21 protein-coding genes are annotated in these 24,288 nt (G+C 43.5%); 8 read left to right on the top strand and 13 right to left on the bottom strand.

Translation table 11 applies throughout. The annotated features are described in order from the left end of the window. Window positions 1-345, top strand: a 345-nt coding sequence (locus tag H6F42_RS16535; protein ID WP_206755009.1) for a transposase, incomplete at its 5' end; no start/stop codon positions are given. 133 nt (window positions 346-478) lie between these two features. Here H6F42_RS16535 and H6F42_RS16530 read toward each other — a convergent pair. From H6F42_RS16530 to H6F42_RS16500, 7 genes are all read right to left on the bottom strand, one after another. Further along, a complete protein-coding gene (locus tag H6F42_RS16530; RefSeq protein ID WP_242018483.1) occupies window positions 479-1,180 on the bottom strand; it encodes a hypothetical protein in 702 nt (233 codons plus the stop codon). Beyond that, on the bottom strand, window positions 1,165-1,635 hold the full coding sequence (locus H6F42_RS16525) for a phycocyanin (RefSeq protein ID WP_190400463.1): 471 nt from the start codon (window positions 1,633-1,635) through the stop codon (window positions 1,165-1,167). Before H6F42_RS16525 ends, H6F42_RS16530 begins: the two co-directional genes overlap by 16 nt. A gap of 47 nt (window positions 1,636-1,682) precedes the next feature. After that, on the bottom strand, window positions 1,683-2,084 hold the full coding sequence (locus H6F42_RS16520) for a hypothetical protein (protein ID WP_190400462.1): 402 nt from the start codon (window positions 2,082-2,084) through the stop codon (window positions 1,683-1,685). Window position 2,085: 1 nt separating this feature from the next. After that, a complete protein-coding gene (locus H6F42_RS16515; RefSeq protein ID WP_190400461.1) occupies window positions 2,086-2,817 on the bottom strand; it encodes a V4R domain-containing protein in 732 nt (243 codons plus the stop codon). 106 nt (window positions 2,818-2,923) lie between these two features. Continuing rightward, complete coding sequence (locus tag H6F42_RS16510; protein ID WP_190400460.1) at window positions 2,924-3,409, bottom strand: 2Fe-2S iron-sulfur cluster-binding protein; 486 nt, start codon at window positions 3,407-3,409, stop codon at window positions 2,924-2,926. A 6-nt stretch (window positions 3,410-3,415) separates the two neighbouring features. Further along, window positions 3,416-4,273 carry a hypothetical protein gene (locus H6F42_RS16505; RefSeq protein WP_190400459.1) on the bottom strand — a complete coding sequence of 286 codons (858 nt, stop codon included), beginning with the start codon at window positions 4,271-4,273 and terminating at the stop codon, window positions 3,416-3,418. A gap of 593 nt (window positions 4,274-4,866) precedes the next feature. Next, window positions 4,867-5,307: a 2Fe-2S iron-sulfur cluster-binding protein gene (locus tag H6F42_RS16500; RefSeq protein WP_190400458.1), complete on the bottom strand. Its 441-nt coding sequence runs from the start codon at window positions 5,305-5,307 to the stop codon at window positions 4,867-4,869. A 269-nt stretch (window positions 5,308-5,576) separates the two neighbouring features. On the opposite strand from H6F42_RS16500, the gene H6F42_RS16495 reads away from it, so the two are divergent. Continuing rightward, the gene (locus H6F42_RS16495; protein WP_190400457.1) at window positions 5,577-7,052 is read left to right on the top strand and encodes a phosphoglucomutase/phosphomannomutase family protein; all 1,476 of its coding nucleotides are present in this window, start codon (window positions 5,577-5,579) and stop codon (window positions 7,050-7,052) included. A 347-nt stretch (window positions 7,053-7,399) separates the two neighbouring features. Here H6F42_RS16495 and H6F42_RS16490 read toward each other — a convergent pair whose 3' ends face one another. Both H6F42_RS16490 and H6F42_RS16485 read right to left on the bottom strand, forming a co-directional pair. Beyond that, the gene (locus tag H6F42_RS16490) at window positions 7,400-9,064 is read right to left on the bottom strand and encodes a tetratricopeptide repeat protein (RefSeq protein ID WP_190400456.1); all 1,665 of its coding nucleotides are present in this window, start codon (window positions 9,062-9,064) and stop codon (window positions 7,400-7,402) included. 104 nt (window positions 9,065-9,168) lie between these two features. After that, window positions 9,169-10,482 (bottom strand): P-loop NTPase fold protein, encoded by a 1,314-nt coding sequence (locus H6F42_RS16485; RefSeq protein ID WP_199289081.1) that lies wholly within the window; start codon window positions 10,480-10,482, stop codon window positions 9,169-9,171. A gap of 169 nt (window positions 10,483-10,651) precedes the next feature. On the opposite strand from H6F42_RS16485, the gene H6F42_RS16480 reads away from it, so the two are divergent. Then, window positions 10,652-11,425, top strand: a complete 774-nt coding sequence (locus H6F42_RS16480) for an SIMPL domain-containing protein (RefSeq protein ID WP_242018482.1) — start codon at window positions 10,652-10,654, stop codon at window positions 11,423-11,425. 30 nt (window positions 11,426-11,455) lie between these two features. On the opposite strand, the gene purB is transcribed toward H6F42_RS16480, so the two are convergent. Next, window positions 11,456-12,751 (bottom strand): adenylosuccinate lyase, encoded by a 1,296-nt coding sequence (purB, locus tag H6F42_RS16475; protein ID WP_190400455.1) that lies wholly within the window; start codon window positions 12,749-12,751, stop codon window positions 11,456-11,458. A gap of 373 nt (window positions 12,752-13,124) precedes the next feature. Here purB and crtD point away from each other — a divergent pair, with 373 nt between their 5' ends. Both crtD and H6F42_RS16465 read left to right on the top strand, forming a co-directional pair. After that, the gene (gene crtD, locus H6F42_RS16470) at window positions 13,125-14,633 is read left to right on the top strand and encodes a C-3',4' desaturase CrtD (protein ID WP_190400454.1); all 1,509 of its coding nucleotides are present in this window, start codon (window positions 13,125-13,127) and stop codon (window positions 14,631-14,633) included. Window positions 14,634-14,891: 258 nt separating this feature from the next. Next, the gene (locus tag H6F42_RS16465) at window positions 14,892-16,388 is read left to right on the top strand and encodes an LCP family protein (protein ID WP_242018481.1); all 1,497 of its coding nucleotides are present in this window, start codon (window positions 14,892-14,894) and stop codon (window positions 16,386-16,388) included. 34 nt (window positions 16,389-16,422) lie between these two features. Here the strand turns inward: H6F42_RS16465 and H6F42_RS16460 are convergent, their stop codons facing one another. Further along, window positions 16,423-17,067 (bottom strand): SDR family oxidoreductase, encoded by a 645-nt coding sequence (locus H6F42_RS16460; RefSeq protein WP_190400453.1) that lies wholly within the window; start codon window positions 17,065-17,067, stop codon window positions 16,423-16,425. A gap of 293 nt (window positions 17,068-17,360) precedes the next feature. Here H6F42_RS16460 and hemB point away from each other — a divergent pair, with 293 nt between their 5' ends. The 3 genes from hemB (at window position 17,361) to H6F42_RS16445 (ending at window position 20,296) form a co-directional block, all read left to right on the top strand. Continuing rightward, window positions 17,361-18,353, top strand: coding sequence for a porphobilinogen synthase (gene hemB / locus H6F42_RS16455; RefSeq protein ID WP_190400452.1), 993 nt, complete (start codon window positions 17,361-17,363; stop codon window positions 18,351-18,353). Between the two features lie 10 nt (window positions 18,354-18,363). After that, window positions 18,364-19,080 carry a pentapeptide repeat-containing protein gene (locus H6F42_RS16450; RefSeq protein ID WP_190400451.1) on the top strand — a complete coding sequence of 239 codons (717 nt, stop codon included), beginning with the start codon at window positions 18,364-18,366 and terminating at the stop codon, window positions 19,078-19,080. A gap of 73 nt (window positions 19,081-19,153) precedes the next feature. After that, the gene (locus H6F42_RS16445) at window positions 19,154-20,296 is read left to right on the top strand and encodes a tetratricopeptide repeat protein (RefSeq protein ID WP_190400450.1); all 1,143 of its coding nucleotides are present in this window, start codon (window positions 19,154-19,156) and stop codon (window positions 20,294-20,296) included. Between the two features lies 1 nt (window position 20,297). Here the strand turns inward: H6F42_RS16445 and H6F42_RS16440 are convergent, their stop codons facing one another. Together H6F42_RS16440 and H6F42_RS16435 are read right to left on the bottom strand one after the other, a co-directional pair. Next, window positions 20,298-22,313, bottom strand: coding sequence for a diguanylate cyclase (locus H6F42_RS16440; RefSeq protein ID WP_190400449.1), 2,016 nt, complete (start codon window positions 22,311-22,313; stop codon window positions 20,298-20,300). A gap of 247 nt (window positions 22,314-22,560) precedes the next feature. Next, the gene (locus tag H6F42_RS16435) at window positions 22,561-24,147 is read right to left on the bottom strand and encodes a hypothetical protein (protein WP_190400448.1); all 1,587 of its coding nucleotides are present in this window, start codon (window positions 24,145-24,147) and stop codon (window positions 22,561-22,563) included. Window positions 24,148-24,288 lie beyond the last annotated feature (141 nt).

Genomic DNA, 24,288 nt, shown 5'->3' with positions numbered 1-24,288 from the left:
AATTCATCTAGCAATTCTTTGCGAATATTCATCGGTTTTTGTGTTAGTTATTGTGTGGCTAGATTATCTCTCTGCATACATCCCAGACTTTACACATTTCACTTTACACTCTCACCCAAGGAGTGGGTAATTATCGATAATGCTACCTTTCATCACGGTGGTAGAATTCGCGAATTAATTGAAGCGGCTGGATGTAAATTAGTCTATCTTCCTGCTTATTCTCCTGACCTCAATCGCATTGAAAAATGTTGGGCTTGGTTGAAGCATCGAATTCGCAAACTTTTACGCAATTCTGACAATTTACGTGATGCCATGGAATCTGTTCTGGCCGCTTCTGCGTCCTAATACACTTGGCGACAGCTATAGCTATCATCTATAGCGCTTTGCGCCGTAGATGATAGCTACTCCCTTCCCAGTGAAGAATTAGACGTTGCGGCGCTTCGCGCCGCAACGTCTAATTCTTGGTTTTATATGTCTCTTAGGAAACTGTTAACTTCTCTATGATGGCAGCAGTTCGCATTCCCTGCTTGATCCAAGGTTCCACTTTCTGAATTTTGCTAGCGGAACCAACTAAAAAAGTAGTATGACTTTCCTGCATATCCTGACTATCTATACCTTCGGGAGATTCGCTAACTGGCTCAGTCCAATCCGTAGCACAGGCGCGAATATCTTTACCTGCCCATCGCGAAAACCATGCGGCAATGAATCCAGCCTGTAGCTGATGCCAAGGTAAATTGCTCGACTGTAAGCCAATTTCGCTACCAGTGGTTAAAATTGAATTCTCAGTAGTGACCACGATTAGCCCATGCTGGCGATGGCTAAAGTCAATAGAGATATTGCCCATGCCATGCACTGTCCAAAGTTGACGCATGGTCGCAAAGAACTCCACCGCATTAGTGAGCATAATCGTCTTTCCTTGATAGGATTCGATTTCGCCTCGAATGTGATCGTAAAAAGAACCACCCCAACTAAAGCCAAAGGTATAGAGTGCGAGAGTTCCCGCCTGACCTGCCTCCGACTGAAGCGCTCGATGAATACTTCGCAATAGAAAATCTGGTACGGCAACTAATCGATCGCCTTGGCGCGTAGACATTAACCCCGTTGCAGGATCGGATTTAACATAAAAACGAGGTGAAAAGTAATTGCTAGGAATTGAACTAGATATCATTGGCTTAACCATTGGTGGGCGATCGCAAGGTAGGGCATGAGCAAACTAGAATTTTCGCTAGGAAGATTTTCCTTTACGGCTTTAAGCAAAGAGCGATAAAGCACATCATTAAGTCGCTGCTTTTGCAAAGCCACCATGATATTTTGCATCCAATAGAGCAACCGATCCTTTAGCAAATCCGCGTCCTGCAATAGCATCGCCGTAGCACAATAGCGCAGCACCAGAGCCATATCCCGATTGCACTTATTAGCTCCTTCTGGAGTCATCTTTGTCACCATCTCAGGAGCCGTAATTTGAATCTGCTGCATTACCTGCGCCAAAATTACATTTTCCTTAGATTGAATCAAGTCATAGGTTGCCCGACGTTGCTGCCAAGAAGCGATCGCGCGATCTAAGGTTTGCAGATCTTCAGCCGCAATATAGGAACCATCGGCACGATCTAAAACATTTTCTAAAAGAGTAAGCATAGTTTTTAAATTAGATTGATATTAATAGAATTTAAGATTTAGAAGGTTCAAGATTCAGGAAAATTAGCGAGCAAATCCTCCAATAAAGTTAAATCTTCTTCCTTCGCTACCTGAATTTCAGAACTTTCCACTTTCCAATTAATTTGTCCAATTAAGTCCTTAGTGGTCATTACATCTAAATTAGGAAGATCCTCTAATCCCAGCAGAAAAGGTTTGGGACGATTTACGATAATTACATCATTATTTAAATGATCGAAATTTAGATGATCGAAATTTTCATCGTTAAAGCCTTCAGATTTAGGCGATCGCTCAAAAGTATCTTGCTCTAGATCGGCGATAAAAAATTCTCGCAAACCATTAACAACTCCTCTTACTAATCTAGTTAGCCAATGGAAAAATTGCTTAAAAAAGCTTACAAAAAAGTTTTGATTGCGCTTAGATTTTCTCAATTTACTTACCTCCCTGATTAGTAGAGCGAATTACCTCCGCATCACCTGCACCTGTATGATCTAGGAGTCTTTTCTCGATTTCTTGAGCCGTTGCTCCAGAGCTAAGCCAAAACTCCGCAGCCTTAATGCGAGTCTCTGAACCAATCAAAAAACGACAAAAATTATTACCCATTGAATAGCACTGAATTTCTGTACTACTCAAACCACGCTTTAACATCACCGAAAAAAATCCTGCTAGTAACCCCGCATACAGAAAACATACAGGCTTACCAATATTGCCCATCGACTTTGCGACTGCCGAGTCATATAAATCAATAAAAATAAAGCCTTCCCGAATCGAACTCAAATCCACATTCCACTTACCCCAACCTTGAGCCGTCAATGGCCACCACCAAGTCTCTAAAGCAAAACTGAGGCTAGATTTATTAACGCTTAACTGAAAATCTCTCTCAAACCATAGCTTAAAACTTTTGGCATCCTCCGCTCCCCAATCTTTACCGATCAAGTACATCAACCAGCCCGAAGCTTCACCCACTTCATGTTCTAAACCCTTGAGTAAAGAAACGATAAAGTCATCACTAGCCAACATGTATTTATGCTGATTCCAGTCGTGAATTTGTCCTTTAGATTGATTGAATTTAAAAAAAGTATGGCGGCTATAATGGCAGACCTGTGATAGCGACGTTAATGGAAGCAGAGTCTCTCCATTATTATAAAAAGTAGATTTTGTCATGGGGAATCCTTAGATTGCTTGATTTCAATACATAACCTCAGATCTTGAGTGAGATAAATCAGCCTTAAACTTGCTATTTATCTAATTATTCATCTAAAGCGATAGATTATTTTGGCGGTAATAAAATTTGACTTAAATCGGTGGCAAAACTGGAGTCAATTTCCGCCATTTTTTCTAACGCCGATCGCAAAATTAATTTGCCTTCTTCAACCAAAACTTCACCCGTAAGTGGATGAATTAAGTTATGTTGGGCGCGTCGTCCGATGAGGCTTTTTAATTCTCCGAGCGAACCAATATACATACCCTGTGGAACTTCAATAACTACCCCATCCTGCCAAACTCTAGCTTGGCAAGCCAAACGAGAATTTTCTTTAGATGTGGTAATGAAGCTCAGGGTTAAGAGTTCCTGTTCACTTTTAGGACTGAGAAAACTTTGACCATCCTGAATGTATACATGACAGGTTGCACATCTTCCCTGACCTCCACAGGCTTGAAGGACATTCATTTCCTGTGTTAGCAAAACACTGAGTAAAGTACTATCAGTTAAGACCTCCACATCTTGGTTTAAAGGTTGCAGCTTTATTTGTTTCACTTAGATCTATTTAACGGTGGCAATTAATTTGGAAACCTCAGCAGATAGAGATTTAGTCTTCAATATGCGTGAGAAATCAATAATAACCCTTTCACATTCTTTCAAGAAAGCCCTTACCCATGTTTGAACATCTTGCAACTGCTCGGCAGTCAGAGGCGCAATTTGTTCAGAAATGAAGGGACAGCTAATTTGCCCTTGATAATCCACTTGCCAATACTCTAGCGAGGGATGGAGGGAAACTAAGCTAGCATGGCTTTTTTTCCAGTAATTGCCGATCGCTAGGGGACCTAAATAACCAGCGCTATACTTAGTCAAACGATTCAGGGCAATTAAGGTTGCTTCCCATGTCAAGGTGTCGCTATTTTCTTCAATAATGGCGACCGGATTACTTCGCTGGACAGATGAATTTTGGAGGACAAGTTTAAGCGTATTACGAATTAAGACTTTCTGAAAGAGGTGTACATTTTGAGGATGAATACTCACCACGTCATGTATACCGCGATCAATTGCCCATTGTTTAAAGAATTCACCAACATCGAGTTGCTCAACCAACAAAATAATTGGCAAATCTTGCCATTTTTTGCAGCATCGACGACAGGCTTCTACCCAACTGATGTCTTCTAATTTACCTAATAAAATTAGATCAGAAGCTTGGGAATTAACTGTTTCTTCCAATTGTGAAAAATTGGAGCAAACGTCAGGAACCCAGCGATTATCCTTTTTGATTTCTTGAAGAATTGTTTGAGATATTGATGGCTTTGACTCCGCTAAAGCCAGATGAATTAATGGCTTTTGAGGGTACATAGACGAATCTATCAATTCTTCAAAGAAAGAATCAGAATTGTTCATTGTTAATGTATGCATGAGCAATTTTTAAAGTTGATTGTTAAATATGTCGTAATCCTTCAAGAATTGATATTGATTTGGATTAAATAAAAAGTTTTTTAAATAAAGTTCATTGATAATTAATTTGAGAATTTAATAGTTATTAAATAAGGTGAATTTAAAATGATTAAACAATTATAAAATAATTAATTAAAAAACAATTAAAAAATGGGTCTTTGTAAAAGATTTCGGATACTAATAGAAGAGAAAGTAAGTAGAGAAAGTTAAAAATAGATTTTTAGCTTACTCCATCTAAATTAATAGATAATTTCCTTACTACAGCAGAAACCTAAATTTGGACAGTTAATTAAAGATATAAGAGTAACTGATTTTGTGATCAGTTTATAACCCTTGGCTTAACAAGGTATTAAAAATTAAAAAAAGTATGTAATTTTTAATATAGCCATAGCCACTTTTGGTAGGACATAAAACCCAAAAAGCGAGTGGCAGCGCATCGCACCGCCACTCGCTTCTTGGGTTTTGGTTTGTACTGGCTAACTTTTGCTTTGCTATATCGCCCAAGAAAAACAAGGAGGTGCAAAGCACCTCCTTGTTTTTCTTGGGGGAATATCTTAAGCGTCGCTGAGTAAATTCTCTAAAATTTCTTGAGTAATTAAGTTTCCCTCTTGGATAAGTAACTCTCCAGAAAGAGGATGATAAATGTTGCGTGGAGCTAGCTTGTTTTTTAATCGGGAGAAAATCTGAACTAATTTCTTATCGGCTTTATTGTCTAAATAAAACACAACTCCCTCATCTACTACCGATGTTTGACAGGTCAGACGGTAGAGCGATAAATCCTTACGGGTATTTTTAAGGGTTATTTGTTCAAGGGTTTGCATGGGACTGAGGCTACTACCTCCTTCAAAAACTCTTAACGCACAGGTTCCACAAGTTCCTTGTCCCCCACAGGTTGCTGCCAATTCTACTTTGGCATGTTTAAGCGATCGCCATAGACCACTATTTGCTGAGACGTTGATGCTTATGCCGAGGGGTTCAAGTTTAATACGGGGCATAGAGTTGAGAGTAATTGTGCTTAAAATAACAACATATCATTATAAAAACCAAAAACTGTGGCACTCGCCGCGATCGCCACAGCTTTTGGTTTTTATGATTAATTGTGTCTAGCTACTTAAGTGCTTGTGCAAAATAAATTACCAAAACCCGTAAAGTTGCACCCAAAAGGGGCGCAACTTTACGGGTTTTGGTTTGTAATTAATTATGCCTAGCTACTTATAGGTATGCTTCAAGTTAAACTTTAGCTAGAAGAAATTGATAAAGGCTTATGCAAGGCAAATTTCCATTGTATCCTCCCATACGCTTTGGTACAGATGGTTGGAGAGGCATCATCGCTGATGATTTTACCTTCGATCGCTTAGCAGCCGTAGCGCCCATCGCCGCCCATATTTTGCGGGCTACCTTTGGTGAATCAGGTAGCAATACGATTATTGTCGGTTACGATCGCCGATTTATGTCCGATGCTTTTGCTAAACGTACTGCCGAAGTTGTTGCCGCGATCGGTTTTGATGTGTTGCTTGCCGATGACTTTGCGCCGACACCTGCATTTAGCTGGGCAGCCTACGATCGCAAGGCGTTAGGAGCTTTGGTAATCACGGCTAGCCATAATCCCGCGAACTACTCAGGCTTAAAAATTAAGGGCGCTTTTGGTGGCTCCGTCTCGCCAGATATCACCGCTAAGGTTGAGGAAATTTTAGAACGTGGTGATTTTGTCTATGAAACTCCTCAAAAGGGCAAAATCGAAACCTTTGATGCGTGGGCAAGTTATTGTCAAGCTCTGCGCGGCAAGGTGAATATTGAGGCGATCAAAGAGGCGATCGCGCAGGGAAAGTTGACGGTCTTTGCCGACGTGATGCATGGAGCCGCCGCAGGTGGCTTAGCAAAAATTTTAGAATTGCCAGATATTCCATCTAATTTGATGGAAATCAATAGCGACAGTGATCCTCTCTTTGGAGGGAATGCCCCTGAGCCTTTACCCCGTTATATTGCTGAACTCTTTCGCCAAGTTAAAACCTACCACCATGTTCATCCTGAAAAGACTTTGGTAGGTTTTGTCTTTGATGGTGATGCCGATCGCATTGCGGCGATCGATAGCGAAGGCAATTTCTTAAGTTCGCAAATTTTAATTCCGATTCTCTTGGAACATCTCGCCAAAAATCGTGGCTTTAAAGGCGAATTGATTAAAACCATTAGTGGTTCTGATCTAATGCCGAAAGTAGCGGCTCTCTTTGATCTGCCCGTTTACGAAACTCCCGTTGGTTATAAATATATTGCCGAAAGAATGCTTTCGGGAATTCCCTGTCTATTGGGTGGCGAGGAGTCTGGCGGTGTTGGTTATGGCAATCACATTCCTGAGCGAGATGCTTTGCTGTCGGCTTTGTATGTATTGGAGGCGATCGCGCAATCAGGTAAAGATTTGAGCGTTCTGTATGGCGACTTGCAGAAGCAAACTAATTTCTTTTCTCACTACGATCGCATTGATAAGAAGCTGTCGGGCATGGCAGCCCGTGAGAAGCTAGTGGCGACGCTTCAGCAGTTCTCGTTAACGGAAATTGCAGGACGCAAAGTAATTGATGCTCAAGCTCCTGATGGCTTTAAGTTCCGTTTGGCTGATGGTAGTTGGCTCTTAGTGCGCTTTAGTGGGACTGAGCCTTTGCTGCGGCTCTATTGCGAAGCCGAAACTCCCGAACTCGTGCATAAAACCCTCAATTGGATTGCCAATTGGGCTGAGCAGTTCAATTAAGAGACCATTTAAGAATTGTCTAGATCCCCCCAGCCCCTCTTAAAAAGGCATTCATATACTTGACACACTTTACAAATTCTTACCCCCCTCAGTCCCCCCTTGGAAGGGGGGAAGTCTGAGTTCTCCCCCTTCCAAGGGGGAGTTAGAGGGGGGTCTAGATATTTGGTGCTTCAAGTATATTAACGCCCTTAAAAAGAGGGGAGAATTTAATTCTTCCCTCTTTTTAAGGGGGATTGAGGGGGATCTCTTAAAGTTTTTGATCGCAGAAAGTAATTCTTAAATGGTTTCTAAGAAGTCTATTATTAAGGTCACCAGCAGAATTAGTAAAGCAGTTAGTTCCATAGAATTCAAGTTTGCCATTCCTTTTCGATTTCTTCTAAGTCTTTGATCGCACCGAGTTGTTGATAGATGGTTTTGGCTTTGTCATAATATTGCTGAGCAAGAGTGAGATTGCCGCGTTGTTTTTCGAGTAAGGCAAAATCAAAATTCCCTTCAGCAATGAGATATAATCCGCCTAATTCAGTAAACAATTGCAAAGATTGCCTGTAGAGAGATTCCGCCGCATCCCAATTGCCTCGATTACGCTCGATTTCTCCCAATGCTCCCCAAGAAGTTGCCATACCCGCGTGATCGCCTAATTCAGTAAACAATTGCAAAGATTGCCTGTAGAGAGATTCCGCCGCATCCCAGTTGCCTCGATTGCGCTCAATGTCTCCCAATAATCCCCAAGAAGTTGCCATACCCGCGCGATCACCTAATTCTTCTTTAACTGCTAAACATTGCCTGTAGAGAGATTCCGCCGCATCCCAGTTGCCACGAATATTCTCGATATATCCCAATGCTCCCCAAGAAGTTGCCATACCCGCGCGAACGCCTAATTCAGTAAACAATTGCAAAGATTGCCTGTAGAGAGATTCCGCCGCATCCCAATTGCCTCGATTGCGCTCGATTTCTCCCAACCGCTCCCAAAATGCTGCCTTACCCACGCGATTGCCTAATTCAGTAAACAATTGCAAAGATTGCCTGTAGAGAGATTCCGCCGCATCCCAGTTGCCTCGATTGCGCTCAATGTCTCCCAAATGCCCCCAAATCAATGCAATTCTTTCTTTATTATTTAGTTCTTCTCGCAATTCTACTAGAGATTCTTTATAAAGTGCTTCAGCTTTATCCCAATAGCCAAGAAACTTATACATATCAGCCAAACTATTTAGCGAATATATAAGATCGGATCTGCGTTTATATGTTTTTTGTATATCAATAGCCCGTAGGAGATATGTTTCTGCTAAAACAGTTTCTCTTTCTCGATCTTCCGTTTTATTTCCTCTAACCCTTTCTGCATAAAGCTTCCCTAACTGAGCATAAACTGGTTCCGTATTAGCGCTATCTTCACCCCAAGTCTTAATTGCTTCTGTAAGGGAATCTTCTAATTGTTTTACCGAAAGAACAGAACTTGAGCTTTGAGAAATATCGCTTTGGGCTGACACAAAATCTCTATTGTTACTAAACACCACCTTTGAGAAATCCAACTTCGCAAAGCCAAAGTTAAACACACCACCGCGCCAACTCCAAAAATCAGGCGCTTTTTTAGCAATCTCCACTAATAGCGCCGAAGGCAACCACAACACAATTGGCAGAGGATAACCCCGCAAAGCCTCCCGCGTCCATTGCAAATAGCCCAAAAAACTATCTAACCTTTCGCGATTATTTGCACCCAAATTACTTAACTTCTCTGCACCTAATACCGTAGCGATCGCCTGTGTATTTTTATCAATCTTGCCATCAATCAAAGCCTGTAACAAACTCGGCTCATCAGGATTTAACGCCAACCGATAGACCTTTACCCCCTCCGCCTCTAACTCCGCCTCATAGCGCCTAATCACCTCCTGCTTCAGTGCCGAATTATCACACACAGCGATCAAAATCTGCAACGTTCCCAATCCAGCCTCAAGGGATACGACCAAGCGATCGTAAACATTGGCATTTTCTTCATTGAGAAGGATTAGGTCGGACATGATTTTTTGCTACGTTTCAGAGTGGAGATCCCCCCCAGCCCCCCTTAAAAAGGGGGGAGAATTTTCTTTTCTTCTTCCCCCTTTTTAAGGGGGATTGAGGGGGATCAAATCATCTTCTCAATCTTTAACTGTTCCACAATCAAAGGATGGACATCATACCAACTCTCGCGATTGCGATATTCGATCGCAATAAGATTATGCAACAAATCAAGAAACTCCTGCTGTTTGGGATCGTCAGGCGTATAGTTTTCATAGGTTTGTAGCAAAATTTGGCGATCGCTCTTACTCAAAGTAATCTTCATATCATTGCGAATATTATCGAGAGCCTCAGCCAAAATCCCTTGATCAATTTTCAAATCATCGACATTTTGTTTTCGACGCATCTGCTGCCGCAACTTTACCAAAACTAAATCACAACATTCCTTCGTAATTCGCATTACTTCACGCAGCACACCACCACTATTCAGCGCAATCTGCTCCTCAACTCCTGCCTCAAACAAATCAGGATCGATCCGCCGCGTTAATACCGATTGCAAAATCTCGATCGCATTAGAATTTGGCTTTCCATGAGGTTTACGGCTTTCTCCCATCGGATAAAGCTTTAACACAGGCATTACAAAAATGCGGTTGCTCGTCTCATCTTCAATATATTTTTTTAACTTACCATCGCGGATCGTGGCGATCGGCACTGTGTAAATAATAATAAATTTAGGCTGAAGTAAAGCCTTGAGATTCTTTTGAAAAATATCATCGATTTGAGCCAAATCAGCCTTGTCCAGATCGTCAACAATCACCAATATTTCTAACTTAGTCGCCAGCTTAATTTCTGTAGCGATCGCATTCAAAGTATCAATCAAATCACGAAAATTTTGTGTGAACTTAGTCTTAATCTCTTCCTTAGTACCTTGTTCCGTTGAGAGTTTGCTCTTAATCACCTCAAACAGATTTATACCCAGACTCATCTGCCCTTTGATCTCAACAGTTTCCGTCTTAGTCCGTTCCTTAAACCAATCAAAAAAAGCTTGTTTTTTATCATCCGCAATGGTGACCTTATCCTGTTCCGCCTTTTCCATCATCTTTAAGGCGATCGCAAACAAAATATTAATATGGCTAATCTCTTTCATCTGAATCAAGTCAGAGATTGAGAAAAATACCGTAAAAAATTGTCCTTCCATTTGCTGAGCAAAATCACATAACAAAGTCGATTTGCCACAGCCGCGATGTCCCGCAAACACAAACTGATTTGTATTTTCATCGCAAACTAAAATTTTCTGCTCCAATATATCAATGCACTCGCTGCCATAATCCACCATAAACTTTTGGCGATCTTCGTCAGTCAAAAGAGGCTGTAACTGCAAATTACGCGAAGCTGCCTGAAATTGTTCGATGCGATCGCTCATACCTTTTGTCTCATGCACTCACAAAATTCTGATCGTGCCTAAAGTTTAACCCTATATAGCAAATTTATCCTACCAGCGATCGCTATGTATAAATTGTCCGCGACATAGTAAAAACCGACCTAGCCCAACATTGCGATTTATTTCAACTTGTAACCTATCCCCTCTATCTGCGTCAGCTAACTTAGCCATGATTTCCCTCAAAGCCATGCTACCAGAATCCAACACCCAAAATTCCAAAGCATTTCCCCAACTATTTAGTGGAATGCTTGCCATCGCGATCGCCCTAGTCGGTAGCGCCTATCTTGCAGGAAATGCCCTGCGATCGCTGAGGTCAAATGACAACCTGACGGTAATTGGTTCCTCAACCCGTCCGATTCGTTCCGATTTTGTGATTTGGCGAAGTTCCGTTTCTAGTCAGCAAGCCACATTGCCCCTTGCCTATCAAGAACTCAAACGCCATTCCGACAAAGTACAAGCCTACTTCAAGAGCAAAAATATTCCCAATGATGCGATTACCCTGAGTGCGATCGATACCCAACCCATTCCCGAAACCAATAGTAATGGCGCACAAACAGGTCGAACTATTGCCTATCGCCTAGTCCAACGCTTTGAAATTCGTTCCAAAGATGTCGATGCAATTACAGCGATCGCGCGATCGAGTACGGATTTGATTAATGATGGTCTGCCCTTTATCTCTGAGCCTGCGGAATATCTCTATACTGAGCTTGGCAAATTGCGAGTAGATATGATTTCGGAAGCAACTAAAGATGCTAAATCTAGAGGAGAAGCGATCCTCAATGTCTCAGGCAGTCGCCTTGGCACAATCCGCAAAGCCGAAACCGATGTCTTCCAAATTACCGCCCGATATTCCACCGAAGTCAGCAACAGTGGCGCATACAACACCACAACCATCGACAAAGATATCCGCGCCGTAGTCGCCATTACCTTTGCAGTTGAGTAATAAAAAAGGCGGCGCATCGCGCCGCCTTTTTTATATTCCCAATCTTTGATAAATCTGATCGAGATTCTTCAGATGCTTATTAGGGTCGAAGCAAGCGGCTAACTCTTCTTCAGAGAAAGTTTTCTGTACAGTTTCATCTTCGCTAATCAATTTACGGAAATCACCATCAGCTTTATTCCATGCAAGGTGTGCAGCTTTCTGAACGATCGCATAGCTATCTTCACGACTCAAGCCCTTAGTGACCAGTCCCAGCAACACCTGCTGACTGAAGACCACACCACCATAACAATAGAGATTGCGCTCCATGTTGTGGGTATGCACCAACAGATTTTTGGTCAAATCCGTGATTTCCCTGAGCATGAAATGGGTGAGGATGCAGCTATCAGGTAGCAATACCCGTTCCGCCGCACTGTGAGAAATATCACGTTCATGCCATAGGGCAACGTTTTCCAGAGCCGTGGTCGCATAGCCACGCAACAAACGCGCCATACCTGTCAAACGCTCTGAGCGAATCGGATTACGCTTGTGAGGCATTGCCGAGGAACCTTTTTGTCCCTTGGTGAAATGCTCTTCGACTTCGAGAACATCGGTACGCTGCAAGTTACGGATTTCCACCGCAAAGCGCTCGATTGATGCGCCGATTAGGGCTAATACTTGCGAAAACTCCGCATGACGATCGCGAGAAATTACCTGTGTCGAAGCACAGTCGGGCTGTAGTCCTAACTTTTGACAGGCGATCGCTTCAATACGTGGATCGACATTGGCATAAGTACCCACTGCGCCCGAAATTTTGCCGACGGCGATCGTTTTATTTAAGTTCAATAGGCGATCGCGATGGCGCAACATTTCCGCTAACCAGCCAGCGAGCTTAAATCCAAAGGTAATTGGCTCGGCATGGATACCATGCGTCCGTCCCGACATAATCGTGTAGCGATGTTGTTGGGCTTGGTAGCGAATGGCTTGGATTGCTTCTTCTAACTGGGCTTGGATGATTTCTAAACTATCGACTAATTGCACTGCTAGAGCCGTATCTAGCACATCGGAACTAGTCAAACCGAGGTGAATATAGCGTCCTGCATCACCTACATATTCATTTACGTTGGTCAAAAACGCAATCATGTCGTGCTTGACCGTTAACTCAATTTCATTGACGCGATCGGCATCAAAGTTTGCCTTCGCCTTAATTTCTTCGACAGCATCCTCAGGAATATATCCTAGTTCAGCCTGTGCTTCGCAAACTGCGATCTCAACTTGCAACCAAGTTTGGTACTTATGGCGATCCGTCCATAACCGACCCATTTCGGGCAATGTATAGCGTTCTATCAAAACTTACGCTCTTAAAATAATCACAATTTTTAATTATAGCAAGTTTTCCTAGCTATGGCTAAAACGCCAAAAATCGAAATTAGGAATCACCATTATCAAATAAATATAGCAATGTAAGTTTTGCTTAGGACATAAAAACCCAAAAGCAAGTTGCGGCGCTTCGCGCCGCAACTTGCTTTTTGGTTTTTGCCATAGCATAATACCAATTAAGAAATGGCTACGCCATTTCTTAATTTAAAAACCTTACTGGATTTGATTTTTAAATCACAAAAGTGTGCCAACACTTTCGTGATTTGGTATTACTTAGAGTGAAATAGCTCCTGTGAGGGCGATCGCTTAAACTAGATTAAGAATTGTTAATCAGTCATAGCTAGTGTTGAGTAAATCTAAACAAAAAATAATTGTCATTGGGGCGGGAATCGGCGGCTTAACGGCGGCAGCTTTGTTGGCAAAGCGGGGCTATGAAGTCGTTGTTTATGACTTGGCGATCGTGGCGGGTGGCTGTGCATCGACATTTAAGCGGCGCGGCTTTACATTTGATGTGGGAGCAACACAGGTGGCGGGATTAGAATCGGGTGGGATTCACGATCGCATTTTTAAAGAACTCGAAATAGAACTTCCTGAAGCGACCGATTGCGATCCAGCCTGTGCGGTATTTTTGCCCAATGAGACAGAACCGATTAATGTCTGGCGCGATCGCCACAAATGGAAACTAGAACGCCAAAGACAATTTCCTAATAGCGAACCATTTTGGAATTTTCTAGAAGACTTATTTTGGCGGAGTTGGCGCTTTCAGTCTCGCGATCCGATTTTGCCACCTCGTAATCTTTGGGATGTATGGCAATTAGTTAAAGCTTTGCGAATCGATACCTTGGCAACAGTTCCCTATACCTTCTCGACTGTGGGCGATGCTTTGCGTGGTTTTGGATTAGCAAATGACCAAAGATTACGCACCTTTCTGGATTTGCAATTGAAGCTCTATTCACAAGTGAATGCTGAAGAGACGGCTCTGCTCTATGCAGCAACGGCTTTAGCAGTTTCTCAAACTCCATTAGGGTTATCCCATCTTAAGGGAAGTATGCAAGTTTTAAGCGATCGCCTCATTTCAAGTATTGAGAGGGATGGCGGGAAAGTGTTAATGCAGCATCAAGTTAGCGCGATCGCTGATCACGGCAAAAGTAAACAGGTCAAAGTAAAAAATTTAAGAACAGGAGAAATCTGGTGGGATGAGGCGGATCATGTGGTGGCAAATGTGACGGTGAATAATTTTGTGCAGCTTTTGGGAGATGCTGCGCCTAAGGGCTATGTTAATCGAGTTGAGAATCTCAAACCTGCTGCTGTGGCGTTTGTGGTTTATTTAGGTGTAGATCGCGCCGCAATTCCCGATGGCTGTCCGCCGCATTTGCAATTCCTAGAAGCCTATGAAGAAGCCCATAAAAATAATTCCTGCACCAAACCCCATTCGTTATTTGTATCCGTGAGCAAAGAGGGAGATGGTCGCGCTCCAGAGGGTAAAGCGACCATTATTGCTTCGGAATTTACCGATGCGGCGGTTTGGTACGGTGGTGAGGATTATCAAGAACTCAAAAAGAGATTTACCGAACGGGCGATCGCGCAGTTAAGTACCTATTTTTATCTCAATGAGCAGACTATTATTCATGTCGAGGCGGCGACACCGCAAACCTTTGAGCGTTACACAGGACGCGATCGCGGCATTGTGGGCGGCGTGGGAATGCGCGTCTCTACTTTTGGCCCCTTTGGTTTTGCTAATCGCACCCCTATCAAAAATATTTGGCTAGTCGGTGACTCTACGCATCCGGGGGAAGGAACCGCAGGCGTAAGTTATTCTGCTTTAACGGTGGTTCGACAAATAACCATGTAAGGTGCGGGATATTTATCCAAATCGGTAAATATGTAGTATTATCCGTGCCAAGAAATTGATTTTTTCAGATTTTGTACTACATATTGGTTCGGCAATTGTAACGATAAGTTACAATACAGTGCTAAAGTTAGATGCAAATTAGTCTAAAAAACTCAAGAACCCTGTGCAAAAATCTTGAGAAATTTCTTGAGAGGGACTCCCATCTCTCCCAGCAGGGCAAAACCCGAGTAAAAAACTAAAGTGTGTTGAGTCCCATCCTTGCTCAGGGCTGGGCGATCGCTGAAGCAAATATTCAGTCGTGAGGAGCATTTTCTACCTGTGGCAACAAATCCCATTAATCTAGGTCAAAAATCGCGGTTGGCTAATAATCCATCTAAGAAAAAAAACGTTATCAGCCCTAAATGGACGATCTTTTTCGTTCTGTTTGTCGCGCTGTTATCGGGGGGATTAGGAGCAGGCTTAGCTTTTGTACTAAGCAGTAGACCTTTTCAGCAGCGTCAACTTTCGGCTGATGAAGCGGCTGTCTTTAATCGCAACTCCGACAGTATGACGGCGGCGATCGCAGGTGTGCCTACTCTGTCACGTCCTGTCAATATCCTAGTTTTAGGGACAATTATCCTCACCTCCGATCTCCCTGATGCTCAAACCAGACCTAAAGGCAAATATTTAGCTGAAGTTGACAACAATTTCAACGGCATGAGCGATGCCATGCTACTGATCCGCTTTGATCCCGCATCCCAAAAAGTTTCAGTTCTTTCAATTCCGCGTGATAGTCGCGTCAATATTCAAGGCGTAGGCACAACCAAAATTAATTTTGCTAACTACGCAGGTGGAGCCTCGCTATCGGCTCAGACCGTAAGCCAATTAGTAGGCGATATTCCGATTGATCGCTACATTCGCTTTAACGTCAATGGGTTTGGCAAGCTCGTCGATGCCCTTGGTGGGGTAGATGTATATGTCCCCAAAAAGATGAAATATCAAGACGATAGCCAACATCTATACATTAATCTCAATGCGGGGCAGCAAAAGCTAAACGGTAGCAAGGCTATTCAATATATGCGTTACCGTCATGATGATTTAGGCGATATTGGTCGCGTACAACGCCAACAAGCATTTTTTCGCGCCTTCATCGATCAAAAGCTAAAGCCTGAAAGTATTACCAAGTTTTCCGAAATCCTTGCCATTGTTAAGGACAATATTGATACGAATCTCTCCGTTGAAGAGGTTTTAGCCCTTGCTGGTTATACGTCTAAAATCGATCGCAAAAATATTCAGATGCACATGGCTCCTGGGCGATTTAGCAATCCTGGGGAATTTGACAACCTGAGTTACTGGATTTTGGATAATCGCCTGCTTGCCAAGATTATGTCCCAAAGCTTTGGCGTGCTTAAAAAGGCAGATGCTAGCTCTACCGATAGTAGTCCCCAATCTTTGAGAGTGGCGATTCAAGATAGTCTGTCTCAGCCTGAAGGAACCAAAAAAGCTACTACTACTTTGTCTAAGGCTGGATATTCACAAGTTTTTCCTGCTAGCGATCGCTGGACTAAGTCTCTACCGAAGACCCAGATCATTGCTCAAAATGGCGATCGCGAAACTGCGGAAAAAGTGCGTGAAGCCTTGGGGATTGGTGAGGTTTTAGTTGAGTCTACGGGGGATTTAGAGTCTGATGTAACGGTGCGGGTTGGTAAGGACTGGCTCCAAGCGAATAATATTCCGCTTAAGCCTGTGAAACCCACCCCCACTAATCAACGCTAATTAAAATAAGGGCTGCGCGAAGCGCAGCCCTTATTTATGGGAAGGCGATCGGGCGATCGCTTGCATCCGCACTAGTCACAATCTCTACGATCTTATTGTGGGCGGACTCCTGAAACAAAGCCTCCACTGTCACTTGGGCAACTTTAGTACGGGGAATACTGCCTTCAAATAGCTGATCTGCCCCAGCTATAACCAATCCGCCTTGCTTTTCATAATTCAGCAATCCCCTGGGGCGCACAATCGTATAGGTCAAGCCACTGGCTTGTAAATACTGCTCCGCTTGTTTTTTCCAAAACAGCACTAACCAAAAAAGATTTAAGGGGTGAAAAAATTTAGATACGCAAAGGGAAGAAACGATCGCGAAATGTTGAATATTTTTTGCCTTAGCAGTATTAACTAAATTCTTTGTGCCTAAATAATCGACTAGATAGGGTTCGAGAGCATTAAGACTTGGCTTTGCACCCGTAGCGCAGATCACCATGTCACAATCAGCGATCGCCGCGTTTAACGGGTCGGCAAATAGGACATTGCCTTGAACTAATTCCGCCTCGGGTGGCAAGATCTGCCTAGCTTGGTCTAAATTTCGGACTAAAGCCCTGACGGAAATATTACGTTTGATTAATTCCGCCACAATATGCTGTCCTGTTTGCCCTGTGGCTCCTGCGACAAATACTTTCATAGGTAATTAATTATTTATAGATTATTTAGATTCTATAGCGCTTTTCAAGTAAGCAAGGCGCAGAGAGTTGTCTTCTCCCCGTAGGTAAAAGCAAGCTTGTAACAAGTACAAGCTTGCTTTTGCAATGCCTAGCCTCAGGTAGAGCGATCATTGGTGAGCATTTTGGCGGTAGTCTCTCTGGTATAATCCATAACTGAAAAGGTCTGTTTTGATTCTGTTTTAACAAAGTGCTTTTACGGCAAATCTATTAAGAAAAGTTAAGAAACACTCAAGAAATATCTAAAGAAATATCAATGCAACTCACACACCGTCCTCGCCGCCTCCGCCGCAATCCTTCTGTCCGCAGTCTTGTTAGAGAAGCACATTTGTCGGTAGATGACTTTATCTATCCAATGTTTGTAATGGAAGGAGAGAATAATCGCGTTGAAGTTCCTTCGATGCCCGAAGCCTATCGCTTTACTCTTGATCTATTAGTAAAAGAAGTAGAAGAGAACTATGCGTTAGGTATTAAAGCGATCGCCCTTTTTCCTGCTGTGCCAGAAGAGAAAAAAGACCTAACAGGCACAGAAAGCTTTAATCCTGAAGGGCTAGCCCAGAGAGCCGTCAGAGCAATTAAGGCGGCAGTTCCTGAAGTGATCATTTTTACGGATGTTGCCCTTGATCCTTTCACCACCCATGGTCATGATGGCATCATTGATGACAATGGCGTAATTCTGAACGATCCTACTGTAGAAGTACTGGTAAAAATGGCAGTTTCCCAAGCTGCCGCAGGTACAGACTTTGTTTCTCCCTCAGATATGATGGATGGGCGCATTGGTGCGATTCGTCAAGGCTTAGATGAAGCAGGATTTGAGAATGTAGGCATCCTCGCCTATTCTGCCAAATACGCCTCGGCATACTATGGACCCTTCCGCGATGCCCTTGGTTCTGCTCCAAAATCTGGCGATAAGAAGACCTATCAAATGGACCCTGCGAATTCTCGCGAAGCCATTAAGGAAGTCTATCTCGATATTGCGGAAGGTGCGGATATTGTGATGGTTAAGCCTGCTTTGGCTTATCTGGATATTATTGCCAAGGTTAAAGACGCAACCAATGTACCTGTTGCCGCCTATAACGTCAGTGGCGAATATGCGATGGTCAAGGCGGCGGCTCAACTGGGTTGGATTGATGAGAAGAAGGTGATGTTTGAAACCTTGCTCAGCATGAAACGGGCTGGTGCAGATTTGATCCTCTCCTATCACGCTAAGTCAGTCGCCCAACTTCTTGCTTCGGGTTATCGTATTTAGTCCTTAAAAAATGAACGCAAAAGAACTTCTCGAAAGTTACGCTTTGGGCGATCGCGACTTTAGTAAGCGATCGCTCATAGGATTGATTTTGACTGGAGCTAACTTAGCTGGAGCCAACTTTATTGAATCCGATCTCGAAGAGGTGACGCTGGATGTTGCCAATTTAGAAGATGTTGAGCTAAATCTGGCTAATTTAGTGCGGGCTAACTTGAGTGGTTCAATTTTGATTCAAGCAAATCTGAATGGCACAATTTTGGAACAGGCTTCGCTGATTGGCGCTAATCTCTCCGAAGCTTTCTTAATTGAGGCGGATCTTAGTGATTCTATTTTGGTTGAAGCCAATTTTAGTAATGCATTTTTAACGGGCGCTAACTTAACTGCGGCAAGGTTATGTCGGGCTAATTTAGCCAATGCCTTTTTGACGGGTGCTTGTCTCAATGGAGCCGATTTGCGCGGCGCAAATCTCACCGAAGCGGATCTGACGAGGGCAAATCTTACTGGGGCAAACTTATCGGGCGCAAATCTCACTCGCGCTAATTTAACTAATGCCAAACTGAATTGGGCAAATCTGGCTAATGCGAAGCTGGTGGGCGCAGACCTTACGGGGACTTATTTATCAACGTTGAAAAGTATTGAGGGGACGGACTTTACCGATGCGCGTAATGCCCCTAACTCCGTTGAGCTTGTTAATATGGAAGAGTTAAACTCAATAAATTCACCAGAATAAATTTGAAAGTATCGTGGGCTTTGCCCACGATACTTTCAAATTTAATAAATTGGTATGTAAATTAAAAAAGCTTATGCGATTGTTTCGTTCAATTTTCCTCACTCAAAATTTTACTTCTGGGATTGCTTCTAGTTGTGCCAAAATCGCCTTGGCGATCGCAATCGCTGGGGGGATGACAGTTCCTGTATTGGTGCAAGTATCAGATAGCGCCTATGCTCAATCTAAAAAAGATGCAACCGACTGGATCAGACAAGGACGACAACTCTGGCAAAAAAATGATATCGCTGGGGCGATCGCAGCCTATCAACAAGCCTCCCAATTAGAACCAAAAAATTCCAAAATTCTTACTAGTCTAGGCTTTTTGCTGACCCAGCAAAATAATTATTCGGCAGCCATTAGTGTCTTAGAGCGAGCTACGAAATTAGATGCGACTAATGCCAAAGCTTTTAATGCTTTGGGTTTTGTCTATGTGAGGATTAAAGACTCGGGCAATGCACTTAATGCCTACCGTCGGGCGATCGCCTTGGATCGCCAAAATATTGATGCCTATAACAGTGTGGGCTTTTTACTAACGGAACAAAAAAACTATACGGAAGCTGCCAAAATCTATCGCCAAGCGATCGCGATTGCGCCTAGAAATGCTAAGAGCTACCTCAACTTAGGCTATGTTCTGAAATTAACGGGCGATCGCAAGGGAGCCTTTGAGACTTATAGTCAAGCTGATCGGATTTCACCCTTTGATGCGGATATTTTGGTGGCGATCGGTGGGCTATTTGCGGAGCAAAATCAATACGAAGAGGCGATCGCCAAATACAAAAGAGCGCTAGAAATCAATCCTCGCCATTCCCAAGCTAATCTCGCCATTGCCAAGGTATTTCAAAGCGAAGGAAAGTATAACGACGCGATCACGGCTCTGCGTCGGGCTGCTTCGGCGCGGAATATTGCCCCTGATAATTTTGTCAAAATTCAACAGGCGATCGCTGATATTTATATTCAGCAAGGTTCTTTATCTGGGGCGATCGTTGCCTATCGACAAATTATTGAAACTAACCCTGAGGAAGCGTCTATACATCTTGCTCTAGGAAAACTACTGATCACGCAGCAGCGCACTACCGAGGCACGCAAGATTCTGGAAAATGCGGAGCGTTTATTTAATCAACAAGGAAATATTGATGGCTTAGCCCAAACCCGTAAAGCTCTGTCAGAAATTAAGTAGGTTAAATTTTCGGCAGTGGTGCTGTCAAAACTTGATTGCGCCCTGCGGCTTTGGCGCGATAGAGAGCAGCATCGGCGGATTGCATGACGGCGCTACCCGTTGCGCCATGTTGAGGGAAACTTGCCACACCAAGAGAAGCCGTCAGATTGCCTAGATGTTGAGCATTATGGGTTAGAGAGATTTTGGCGATCGCCTCTCGAATCTCTTCGGCACGTTTACTAGCGATTTCCAAAGATGAATCTGGCAAAACGAGGATTAGTTCTTCGCCGCCGTAGCGACAGGCAATATCAGAACCACGCACATATTTTTTGAGCAAGGTTCCCACGGTTTGTAGTACGTAGTCACCTGCCTCATGTCCATAGGTATCGTTGAACTTCTTGAAATGGTCAATGTCCAGCATGATTACCCCAATTTGATGCTGCTGACGTTGGGCGCGGGATAGTTCTTGGTTAAAAGTTTCTTGGAGATAGCGGCGGTTAAATAAACCTGTGAGGGGATCGCGGATACTTTGCTGTTGCAGGGTTTCTTGTAAGCGGAGATTGGCGATCGCTAATCCCACCTGTTCTGCTAATGTTTTCGCCAGTTGTTGTTTCGATTCAGTTAAAGCGTTTGCATAATTGGTGCTGAGATGAAATAAACCAAGGGTTTCACCCTGAGCAATCATGGGGATACAAAGAGTAAGATCGATCGCCTCACCTAACAAAATATGATTGCAATATAGCCCTGACCTGTGATCTACAAAATGCACCCGACCTCGGCGCAAAGCCCAACAGTTATTAGGCAAAAAAGCAACTTCCGAATAAAGCGCTTCTCCCCAAAATGACATCATCTCAACGTGATCGCGAGAAGCACAGGTGAGAAAAATCCCACCTACACATTCGGGGAAGAGCGGTTCTATCAAATGACTCAGAGCCTTACAAGCCTCGTCTACGGTAAAACAAGCTTGGAGAAAATCAATGATTTCACTCAACTTCACCATTTCCCAATGGCGCTGGTTTAGTTCAGCAATATGCTCGCTAAGCCGCTGATTAGCAAGTTTGAGATCGAGTTCCACTTGTTTGCGATCGCGAATATCTCGCAAAATTTTCGATGCACCAATCACATTATCGTTCTCATCCCTAATCGGCGAAACCGTCAAGTCCACATCTATGAGACTGCCATTCTGATGTAGGCGTTGGGTTGCGTAAGTTTCTATTCTTTCACCTTGATGGATAGCCCATAAAATGTGAGATTCTTCAGATTGACGCTCCAAAGGAATCAGCATTAATACATTTTGACCAATTACATCTTGAGCGCTATATCCCAATAAATTCTCGGCTGCTTGATTCCAACTAGTAATAGTACCGTTAAGAGTTTTACTAATGATCGCATCTTGAGAATATTTCACAATGGCTGCTAGCTGGGCTAAGTCAAAAGTGCGAGACGCAACCTGTGCTTCTAAGGATGCTTTAGAAACTTGCAATTGCTCTAGCAAAGAAGCTTGATAGAGCGCAATACCGACATGGACGGCAATCTGCTGTAATCCATTAATTTCGTCAGGCAACCACTGACGTGGTGCAGTGCAATTGTGGGCAATCAGAAAGCCCCAAAGCTGAGATTGATAAAATATCGGGCAGACCAGATTTGCTCGTATTTGATACTTCGCGAGAAACTCCGCATGGCAGGGTGTAAGACTATGATCAGCGACAATATCTGTCCTTGTTGAGAACTGTCCCTGACGAAATGGTTCTAATTCAGCTTCTTCAAAGCAGAAGTCCCGCACTACGCGATCAAGCAAGGAAAACTGTGGCTCAGAAACCGACTCTACCACTACCTCACCCCTGCCGTCTGGATCAAACTGATACAGCAATACACGCTCACAGCCCAGCAGTTGATGAACCTCATCGGCAGTTGTTTGTAAAATTGTTAATAGTTCCAAGGATTCTCTAATCCGCAAGACAATCGTCACAATCAGATTTCCCCAGTCAACTTGAGATGGACTGGGGGCTGATAAATTACTTTGACCTAAATTCTTCATAGAGCGCTCGCAACTTAACTAGAACCTCAGAAGCGGCTATGTCCTAGCCTCTTGATTTTATCTTCCTACAACCGACGAGCTTGTTAAGTTAGTTATTGAATTATGTAAGTTCGTAGAAACCTGCCAAGCAGATTTCTACGAACTTAAGTAGCGAGGCGAAATTAAATACAAAATCCCCAAACCTGTGGCGCAGGCTGCGCCTGCGCCACAGGTTTGGGGGGACTTACATAATTTCGTTGGTAAACCACTAGTTTGGAACTGTAGGACTTTCTAAACCTGTGGCTTTACCTGCTTTACGGAGGCGATCGCTTTCGGGTTCCATCCATGAATAGACAAAATGACTGAAGCAATTAATCTTTGGCTCTTGGGCAAGAATCGCTCGCATTTGGATTTCAAAACTCGGATGTCCATCAAAGCTTTGTCCCCAAGTGCCAGCAAGCACTGGACAAACTAAAGTTTCGGGCGGCGATTGGCGGACAACTTCACTGACTTGATCGGCAACACATTTGCCATCAGCACAAAGAGCGTAGGTCATCGGATGGCGTTGCATATGGCTAGGGAAGCGATCCCAAGGTTGCATTCTTGCCTCATATTTTCCTGATTCCACACGATTGCCATTGGGGAAGAAAACTGTGCCGATGGGGAGATTATTTTGCTTGAGGGGATTAGTAACGACCGTGAGAAAATTAACTACGCCTTGATAGGCATGGTTTGTGGCGATATTCCACAGTAAGCCTTCCGCGATCGCCGCAGTTTCCGCAGGATTTTTAATATTATTGGGTTTGACCTTAGCGGCTTGGGCGAGTTGTTTTTCGGTCTGAACGACATCATCGGCAGTGAGGTCGCCATTTTTGAGATAGAGCGCCATCATCTCTCTCACATTTTTGTTGTCAATGCTATTAAGCAAAGCCGATCGCGAAGAGGCTCCGTAAATCCATAGCTGCTTGACGTTATCAATTAATTCACCAGTGAGATTAGTGGGATAACGCACATAGTCAAAGACCATCCCATCGGGATTACGCTGCATTAGAGCGTTGACTGCTGCTAGCAAGTCATTTTTGGCGATCTGGCTGTAGGGATCGACAAACAGATGATCGGATTCGTAGGCATCTTCATAAAAGGCGCGACCATTGGCAACCAGCTTGCGGTCAAAATTGGTATTGGCAATGCTGTTATCACCTTTGCCATTAATTGCCAGAGCCGCAGTCCGTCCGCGTACTTCGCTATAGCCATAGCCAAAATTCATTGCAAACGACCAGCCGTATACTTTGATGCCTCGTTCGCGCCCGATCGCGATCGCCTTTTGCCAGAGATCATAGTCCGCAGGCACTTCACCCGCCTTGACGGCTTCTTCCATCACTGATCGCCAAGGTGTGGGATTATTCGCCACAGGCAGTAATATCCGCCCATCATAAAAAACTTCAATAAAAACTTGGTTATAGCCCCGATTCGCCATCTTATCAAAGACATCTTCTAGCACCCCAGCCTTAACATCATTGGGATAGAGGCGCAGCCATGTCGCTTGGGTTTGAGGTGCGAGGCGATCGCGACAGGTTTGTAAATCTGATTTATGTTTTTGAATAATTCCTTGATATTGAGACTGATATTGCGCTTGGAGCTTAGGATCGGTGGCACTGACTAGGGCTAATTTTCGTAATTCATGTTTCCGTAAAATCTCCGCCGTACTTACATCGCAGGTTGGCTTACCCCATAAAATTTTGTCGGGCAAAGCTCCCGCGATCGCCCCTCCCGCAAATGTACTGAGATACCCCACGGACGCGATCGATAGCAAATTTAACCATGACAAATTTTTGATAGCTGCTTTCCATTTCATAGACTTCACGAAAACTGATAAAAATTATGTTTGCTTTTCTGGAGGCGTATTCAACCAATAAGAGTGGCGGCGCTTGGTTGCCACTCTTATTGGTTGAGAGCGACAAGATTTCCCGCTTATATAGACGGACTAGCCTTAACA

It is taken from the genome of Pseudanabaena sp. FACHB-1998 (assembly GCF_014696355.1).
In the GTDB taxonomy this organism is placed as follows: Bacteria; Cyanobacteriota; Cyanobacteriia; order Pseudanabaenales; family Pseudanabaenaceae; genus Pseudanabaena.
The sequence above is the reverse complement of the archived record's forward strand: the minus strand, read 5'-3'. Positions and strand labels throughout refer to the sequence as shown.